Origin of the sequence: Lentilactobacillus parabuchneri DSM 5707 = NBRC 107865 (assembly GCF_001435315.1) — a bacterium.
In the GTDB taxonomy this organism is placed as follows: Bacteria; Bacillota; Bacilli; order Lactobacillales; family Lactobacillaceae; genus Lentilactobacillus; species Lentilactobacillus parabuchneri.
Map to the genome: position 1 here is coordinate 39,340 of NZ_AZGK01000014.1, position 8,901 is coordinate 48,240.

Below are 8,901 nucleotides of genomic sequence, written 5' to 3' on the forward strand. Positions count from 1 at the left end.
GATTAATCATAAATCATGAGAGATAGACAAAAAGAACTCGTCAATTTTCATTGGCGGGTTCTTTTTATACGTTATGAAATTAACTGATTAAAATTCAACTTTATACTTAATGCTATAAGTCTTTTCTTCACCAGCTGGCAAAGTGACATCACCAAAGTCATCGTGATTAGGTGTGTCTGGCAGATTTTGAGCTTCCAAAGCAATTGCCATGTAAGGACCACCCTTGCCAATCATGAAGTTAGAGCCTGACAAATCATCAGGGGTAAAGACAACCAATGCGTTACGCTTTGAACTGATTGAAACACTACGACCGGTTTCAGGATCTGATAATTTAGCGATTGGCTCATCGTCTTGATGATCGTTGATTTCAAAGACTTCATCGTAACTGTGGCCAACTTCAGCCTTCATGTCGGCGATACCAACTTTGAGGTTTTGACCATCACGGAAGTCATAAGGTGTGTCATCAACGGCAACCTTCTTACCTGACGGGGTCTTGTTCGAATTGAGTTCCAAATAATGATCAGCATTGATTTGAAGTGAGTGGCCATTAATGTCGCCGCCATCACTTAAGTTGAAGTACATGTGTTGAGTAGGGTTAAATAGCGTGTCAGCATCACTCTTGCCACTGAAAGTAACGGTCAACTCGTTGTCGTTGTTCAGTGAGAAGGTAATCTTAACGTCGATGTTACCAGGGAATGAATCATCCGAAGAATTGATATGTTTAGTGAAGACAATTGTGTCACCATCAAATGCACCATCCCAGATCTGGGTATTGAATCCGTGAGGGCCACCGTGCAATGTCGTCGTTCCTTCGTTTTGATCAACATGGTATGCTTTACCGTTGATCTTGAAGGTGCCGTTTGAAATCCGGCCGGCAGTTCTACCGATTGCTTGGCAGAAAAATTGGTTCTTCATTAACTCTTCACTGGTTGGAACGGTCACTAAAATATTAGTTGGCTTGCCATCCGGACCTGGCACGTTAAATTCTTCCAGCGTTGCCCCAAAGGTAATCGCGGAAACTGAAACGTCGTGGTCGTTGGTAATCGTGAACTTTTCGATCTGTTGCCCGTCTAATTTATCAAACAATTCTTTTTTGGTATTCATGTATAGGGTCTCCTTAGAAAAAATAAATTACGGTTGTGAAACCGCTTTTATATGTATTATAGCCCGTTTTTGTATGGTTGCGCAACCAGATCTTTTTAATTTATCCGTATAATTCGCTATAATTTGAAGTGAAAGTATGATACATTTACAATTGGAACTTTTTAGGGAATGCGTAGAAATGTTATAGCAATCAAGGGTCTCAGTTGAATGATAAGACTTATTTATTGATTATCATTTGTTACAATAAAGAGATACCTTAACGATTCTAAGTTGTGTGAGGCAAAGTAATTGCCGCCGTTAATCCTTGGGGGTGAAACTATGGAAACCAAATACGTTATGGTTAAAAAACGTATCAAAGCGAATATTGTCAACGGAAATTATCGAATTAACGAAAAGATCCCTACTGAATCTGAATTGATGGCGAGTTATAAAGTTAGTCGATACACGATTAGACGGGCAGTTGGCGATCTTGAACATGAAGGTTATATATATCGGGTTCAAGGCGGGGGGATGTACGTCAACGATTGGATCAATAATAAAACGCCTTCGGATCATTCGACCCAAAGTGTTGGGGTTATTACCACGCATATTGCCGACTATATTTTTCCAAGCATCATTAGCGGCATTGACCGAATCATTTCAGCTGAAGGATTCGCTGTTCTAATCGGCAATACGCATGATCAGTATAAAAACGAGCGGCATAACCTCTTGAATATGCTGGACAATGATGTGGCTGGGTTTATTATTGAACCGACTCGTAGTACGCTTGACAATCCGAATTTGGACGTTTATAAGATGATTGTCGATTCGGGCAAGCCGGCTGTATTTATTAACGCCCACTACCCGCAGCTTAAATTTCCATACGTGGAGATTGACGATGCGCTGGCAGAAAAGACGCTGGTTGACTATCTGCTGGATAATGGGCACGAACAAGTTCTAGGTATCTTTCAAGTAGATGATATTCAGGGTGTTAACCGGATGAATGGATTCATTAAATCATATCAAACACACCCAACGCTTTCGACGTCTGGTGACATTATGATGTATGGCTCTGGGGATGACATTTCAGTTGTTCTTGATAAAATTAAAAATCGTGTTGTCAATAGTACATCCGGGCGGCCAACGGCGATTGTCTGCTATAATGATCAGCTGGCAATTGAAGTTATTGGAATGTTAACCAAAGAGGGAGTAGATGTCCCTGGAGATATTTCAGTTGCTGGATTTGATGATTATGAAATTTCTAAATTTGTTCATCCAAGTATTACGACAACCACCCATCCAAAGCGTCAGATGGGCGAAACCGCTGCTAATTTGTTATTAGATAAGTTAAGAAAAAAGCCAAGTGACAGCCAAATCTTACCGTCTAATTTAGTTATCAGAGATTCCACAAGACCAATTGAAGATAAACAAGATGCCGAATAAGGCCTCATAATCTATTTAAGAAAGCTGCTACTGACATTTGTTGATAGCAGTTTTTTTGGCATATCTGAATAAATTAGAACATGAATGATTTGTGAGCGCCTTCGAGGGTTATCTTTGAATTCTGGGTGCTCAAGTTCTAGCGAATCAGGGCAGAATTAAGAGAGTGCTTTTTCAACCAGTTGTCTGAAATCCTACTCGTACACCTCCAAATTGGTTGCGGATGCTCTGAATGACCAACCAAGTCAAATTGTCTGCAACCCATTGTATTTTAAAAACGACAAACTGATAATTATCAGCTGTCGGTACAATCAGTGAATAGATTGAACAATAATTAAAAAATATTAGTTCAATGCATCGATAGTATGGCCATTAGAAACGTTGATTTAACGGCGTTTCAACGACTACCATCAGCCTTTAAAACTGTAATCGATTACAGAAATTATAAAATAAATAGATTTAGATCTTGATTTATACGGATAAATACTTTATTATAAACCTTGCCTACTTATGTTTGATTCTAGACAAAACATAAATTGGTACACAACGACAGTCAATGTTTGCCGGGAAGTGATATGGAGGAGCATTGTGCTTTCTATTTATAGTATTTTGATAGCGCTTACGTTTCTCGGTACCGCATATAATTCTTTGGAGCAAAGGAGAAAAGTACGATGGAAAATGAAAAGAAAATTCCAAGTTGGTTCATATACTTTTTTGGATCATTTGGTGGAATCCTTTTTGGTTACGATATTGGTGTTATGACGGGTGCCTTACCCTTTTTGAAAATTGATTGGGTAAGCTCCATGTCAAATGCGACCTTAGTTGGTTGGGTTACTTCAGGTGTTACGTTTGGTGCCATTTTTGGTGGTGCATTAGCTGGACAGTTAGCCGATCGTCTTGGACGTCGACGGATGATTTTGTATTCAGCCGTTATCTTCTGTGTATTCTCACTACTATCAGGTGTCGCACCAAATAATGGTGTTTTCTACTTGATTATTATTCGGTGTTTCTTAGGCTTAGCCGTTGGTGCTGCATCAGCTTTGGTACCTCCATATATGGCCGAACTTGCACCTGCACGTCTTCGTGGTCGGATGAATGGGTTGAACCAGACCATGATCGTTTCCGGGATGTTGATTTCATACATTATGGATTACCTCTTTAAAGGTTTACCAACCGCATGGGGCTGGCGTATCATGTTAGCCTTTGCTGCTGTTCCTGCTATTGTTTTATTCTTCGGAGTTCTGAAATTACCAGAATCTCCACGTTATTTGGTAAACCACGGACAAAATGATGAAGCCCGAAAGGTTTTGAGTTATGTTCGTAGTAATGATAATGAAATTGACAGTGAATTGAATGACATCAAGAAAACTGCTGAAACTGAAAAGCACGCTGCTAATAAGAGTGTTAGTTACGCCTCACTGTTTACTGGTAAATATCGTTACTTAGTTATTGCCGGTGTTGGTGTTGCTGCTTTCCAGCAATTCCAAGGTGCTAATGCGATCTTCTATTACATTCCACTGATTGTTGAAAGTGCTTTGAAGATTAATGCCAGTGATGCTTTGATCTGGTCAGTTCTTCAAGGAGTTATTCTGGTTGTCGGCGCGTTGCTGTACATGGTTATCGCCGAAAAGTTCAAGCGTCGTACATTAATCATGTGTGGTGGTACCGTTATGGCCATCTCATTCTTAATTCCTGCGATTGTTAACAAGATTACCAGTACTGAACACCCGATGTTATTATTAGTATTCCTTTGTGTTTATGTTTTCTTCTACGCATTTACATGGGCTCCACTGACATGGGTTATCGTGGGTGAAATGTTCCCACTGGCTGTTCGTGGTAAAGCTGCCGGTTTGGCTTCATCATTCAACTGGATTGGCTCGTTCGTCGTTGGTCTGTTATTCCCAATTATGACTGCGAGTCTTTCACAAGAGGCCGTCTTCGCAATCTTTGGTGTTATTTGTATCTTCGGTGTCCTCTTTGTTAAATTCTTCGTTCCAGAAACAAAGGGTATTTCACTTGAAGAAATCGAAGCCAGGAACGTTAAGGAATAAACCTAACTTAAATGATCAACAATCGTTAGGATGGGATTCAATTAATTCTGTTCGTGAACGCTTTATGAAATGATGAAACTGTGGCATAGTCCGCAACCAAAGGCTCCAATCAAAATTCTTTTGAATTTTTGATTGGAGCCTTTTTTATAGAAGGGCTGGCCTCGTAAGTTCAAAGCGCTTGTGTGTTGGCTTGTAACATTTATACGGATAAATAGGCATCTCATTTCTTGATGCTAATGAGACTTAATAGGCTAATGTTGAATCGGTCACATCGACGGTGGCCCGAACTATTTAAACGATCGTTTCAGGCGGGTGTCTGTCATCTTTGGTCTAGTAAATGGAATGACACATGATACGCTCCAAGGCCAGCGTTTGTTGATATTGCTGGGAAGTTTTGAGCTTTAATTAACGGCGGTATCGGCAGTTTTTAACAATATTTGAGTAGTCACCCACATAAATTAAAAATTTTATTCGAATAACTACAATTAATTGTTGATTTATGCGTATAAATATTTTATACTATGGAATGTAAGCGATAACAAGAAAGTGTTTTGACCTTACAGCTCAATAATTTGGTTTTTACAAATGTTTGGATGACTGATCCAGACAATTAAAATATTTTTTATAAGGAGATATCGCTATGTTACAAGTACCTGATTATGAATTTTGGTTTGTTACTGGTAGTCAACATCTTTACGGAGAAGAACAATTAAAATCCGTTGAAAAAGACGCCAAGGATATGGTTGATAAGTTAAATGCTTCAGGCAAATTACCTTACCCAATCGTATTCAAGATGGTTGCAACCACTGCAGATAGCATCACTCAGTTAATGAAAGATGTTAACTACAATGATAAAGTTGCTGGTATTATCACTTGGATGCACACATTCTCACCTGCTAAGAACTGGATCCGTGGAACTAAGTTACTTCAAAAGCCATTACTTCACTTGGCAACTCAGTACTTGGATCACATTCCATATGACACCATTGACTTCGACTACATGAACCTTAACCAAAGTGCTCATGGTGACCGTGAATACGGCTTTATCAATGCGCGTCTTCAAAAGCACAACAAGATTGTTTACGGCTACTGGGGTGATCCAGAAGTCCAAGACGAAATTGCTGACTGGGAAGATGTTGCAGTTGCTTATGACGAAAGCTTCAAGATCAAAGTTGCACGTTTCGGTGACAACATGCGTAATGTTGCGGTTACTGAAGGTGACAAAGTTGAAGCTCAAATCCAATTTGGCTGGACCGTTGATTACTACGCACTTGGCGACTTGGTAGAATCAGTTAACGCTGTTTCTGAAAGCGATATTGATGCTAAGTACAAAGAATTACAAGACAAATATGAATTTGTTCAAGGCGATAACGACAAAGACAAGTACGAACATTCAGTACGTTACCAAATCCGTGAATACTTCGGAATCAAGAACTTCTTGGACAAAGGCAACTACTCAGCATTCACAACCAACTTCGAAGACCTTTATGGTTTGGAACAATTACCTGGCCTGGCTGCACAATTGCTTATGGCTGAAGGTTATGGCTTCGGTGCTGAAGGTGACTGGAAGACAGCTGCTCTTGGCCGCTTAGTTAAAATCATGACTCATAATCAGGCTACTGCATTCATGGAAGACTACACTCTTGAATTACAAAAGGGTAAGGAAGCTATCCTTGGATCACATATGCTTGAAGTTGACCCTGGTATTGCCAGTGACAAACCTCGTGTTGAAGTTCACCCATTGGACATTGGTGGCAAAGCAGACCCTGCTCGTTTGGTATTTACTGGACGCGAAGGCGACGCAATGGACATCACGATTTCAGACTTCGGTACTGAATACCGGATGATTGGCTACGCCGTTACAGGTAACAAGGCACCTAAGGAAACACCACATCTGCCAGTTGCTAAACAAATGTGGACTCCAAAGGCTGGCTTGAAGGCCGGTGCTACTCAATGGATCCATGATGGTGGCGGACACCACACGGTTCTTACATTCTCTGCTAGTGAAACTCAAATCCAAGACCTTGCAACAATGTTTGGTTTACCATTTGACGACATCAAGTAGTCTGTGCACGACCCTCGAAACAACTTCAGTTAGTTGACAGTAGAAGAGCCTCTATTGCTCAGCTGGCGAACTAATCAGTAATCCGAAATGATTACTCAAATAAAGTTCCAATAACAAAGCCCCGAGAGACTTTGGCGGGACTTAAGTAAAATTAAAATGAGGTTGAGACAAAGTTGCTTTTGCCTCGACCTCATTTTGTACATATCTATAATATAGGAGGAAATGACTGTGACGTTAACTGAGAAAGAGAAGATGCTGGCTGGACAGCGATATTTAAATACCGACCCTGAACTGGCTGAAGACCGACGTCGAAACCGACTGCTGGTCGATGAATTTAACCGGGTTGCCCGTGAAGATCCAAAAGCGGGCAGTCAACTGATTAAGCAGATATTTCATCAAACTGGGGAAAAGGTCGATGTTCAGTCGCCGTTTCAATGTGACTATGGCTATACCATATCCGTCGGCGAAAACTTTTTTGCCAATTACGGCTGTACCTTTATCGATGTTGGTCAGATTACCATTGGTAAAAATGCAATGTTAGGGCCGAACACCTCGATTTATTCGGTTAATCATCCATTGGATGCAGCCGAACGGAATGAAAACTATGAGTATCCTGGCAATGTTACAATAGGAGATAATCTCTGGGTTGGCGGTAACGCCACAATTGTTCCTGGCGTCACCTTGGGCGACAATGTCGTCGTGGCTGCCGGAGCCGTCGTGACCAAATCATTTGGTGACAACGTCTTAATTGGCGGCAACCCGGCCAGAGTGCTCAAACATCTATAACAGTGGAGGATTTTGATGAGTAAAGAGAATATTGGCAGTAGAATTGAGTTGGCAGACGGTCACACAATGCCTCAAGAAGGGCTTGGCGTGTACCGAATGACGGATGAAGCCGAGTTGATCCAATCGGTGAAGTCCGCATATGATGACGGTTATCGATTATTTGATACCGCCCAAATGTATGGCAATGAGGCCGCAGTTGGTCAAGCAATTAAAGAACTAAATGTTGCCCGGGATGATATCTTCGTCACCACAAAGGTTGCTGAAGAAAATCAGGGCTATGATCAAACAATCGCTTCAGTAGAAGAATCTTTAAAGAAATTACAGCTGGATTATGTTGATTTACTGTTAGTTCATTGGCCGATTCATACCCACTTTTTTGAAACTTGGCGAGCATTCGAAGCTCTCAAGGAACAGGGCTTGGTTAAATCAATTGGAACGAGTAACTATGGCATGCTGCACTTGGAGTATTTGGCAACTCAGGCCAATGAGATGCCCGTCGTTAACCAGTTGGAAGTTCATCCTTACTTGTCCCAACAGGCAATGATTGACTTTGATCGTGAAAATCACATTGTCACTCAGGCTTGGGCGCCACTGGGGCGAGGACGGATCTTTGATGACCCGGTCATCACTGGAATCGCCGCCAAACATGGTAAATCAGCCGCCCAAGTCATTTTGCGGTGGCATTTCCAGCGTGGGGATGCCTTTATTCCCAAGTCAGTCCATCCGGAACGAATTAAGCAGAACGCTGACATTTATGATTTTGAATTGAGTGCGGATGAGATGAAACTGGTCGATGGGTTGAACCGAAATACCCGGATCAGCCAAGAACCTGAGATGGTGTATGAGATTGGGCATCAATATCCACATCATTAATAGCTCACAACAAATAAAGTACCAAGTCGACGAACTCGAATGAGTAGAGTTTGTCAACTTGGCACTTTTAAGTTTGATTTTAATGTAAGATTGCCGTGACTTTTGAAACTCGTGTGGCTGTGCTGCGACAATAGTATGAGGGGTAATGCTTAAGACTCTGATTAATTGGGAGATGAGCGTAACCAATCCTAATCTTTGTCCAATTTTTATTCGGCTCAATGAATATCCAATATGCCATCGAAAGATCCTTGGTGTCAGAGCCGTTCAATATATAATCGTTGTCTTCCATTCGACGGTAAATCATCCATTTGGCAGTAAAATTGCCATCTTTTGTATGTTTTGCAACAAAGCCATCTTTGGTTGCATAAAAGTATTCATGGATTGGCTGAGAACTCTTACTACCCCTGATGGTGACGGTCCAGTATTTTCCCTGCAATACAGTTGGCACACCATCTTGAACTTTTGAGTTGGCACTAGCGATCGTTGATTCCCCAAAACAGATCGTCATGAGCATGACTGAAAGCAACGATATAAATAATTTTATAAATCGATTCATAATAATTCCCCTCTACTAGTAACTTTTTAACACCTAAATCGAGATTA

General features: G+C 41.0%; 7 protein-coding genes. 5 read left to right on the plus strand and 2 right to left on the minus strand.

All coding sequences use genetic code 11. The features are described from left to right. Positions 1-87: 87 nt before the first annotated feature. The gene (locus FC51_RS10180; protein ID WP_057909046.1) at positions 88-1,104 is read right to left on the minus strand and encodes an aldose epimerase family protein; all 1,017 of its coding nucleotides are present in this window, start codon (positions 1,102-1,104) and stop codon (positions 88-90) included. Positions 1,105-1,422: 318 nt separating this feature from the next. Between FC51_RS10180 and FC51_RS10185 the strand changes: the two genes are divergently transcribed. From FC51_RS10185 to FC51_RS10205, 5 genes are all read left to right on the plus strand, one after another. Continuing rightward, complete coding sequence (locus FC51_RS10185) at positions 1,423-2,526, plus strand: GntR family transcriptional regulator (RefSeq protein ID WP_057909045.1); 1,104 nt, start codon at positions 1,423-1,425, stop codon at positions 2,524-2,526. A 668-nt stretch (positions 2,527-3,194) separates the two neighbouring features. Then, complete coding sequence (locus FC51_RS10190) at positions 3,195-4,574, plus strand: sugar porter family MFS transporter (protein ID WP_057909044.1); 1,380 nt, start codon at positions 3,195-3,197, stop codon at positions 4,572-4,574. Positions 4,575-5,214: 640 nt separating this feature from the next. After that, positions 5,215-6,639, plus strand: a complete 1,425-nt coding sequence (gene araA / locus FC51_RS10195; protein ID WP_057909043.1) for an L-arabinose isomerase — start codon at positions 5,215-5,217, stop codon at positions 6,637-6,639. A 228-nt stretch (positions 6,640-6,867) separates the two neighbouring features. After that, a complete protein-coding gene (locus FC51_RS10200) occupies positions 6,868-7,425 on the plus strand; it encodes a sugar O-acetyltransferase (RefSeq protein WP_171031878.1) in 558 nt (185 codons plus the stop codon). 15 nt (positions 7,426-7,440) lie between these two features. Then, the gene (locus FC51_RS10205; RefSeq protein ID WP_057909041.1) at positions 7,441-8,298 is read left to right on the plus strand and encodes an aldo/keto reductase; all 858 of its coding nucleotides are present in this window, start codon (positions 7,441-7,443) and stop codon (positions 8,296-8,298) included. Between the two features lie 79 nt (positions 8,299-8,377). Here FC51_RS10205 and FC51_RS10210 read toward each other — a convergent pair whose 3' ends face one another. After that, entirely contained in the window at positions 8,378-8,854 is a 477-nt protein-coding gene (locus FC51_RS10210; RefSeq protein ID WP_057909040.1) for a hypothetical protein, read from the minus strand. Between the last annotated feature and the right edge of the window lie 47 nt (positions 8,855-8,901).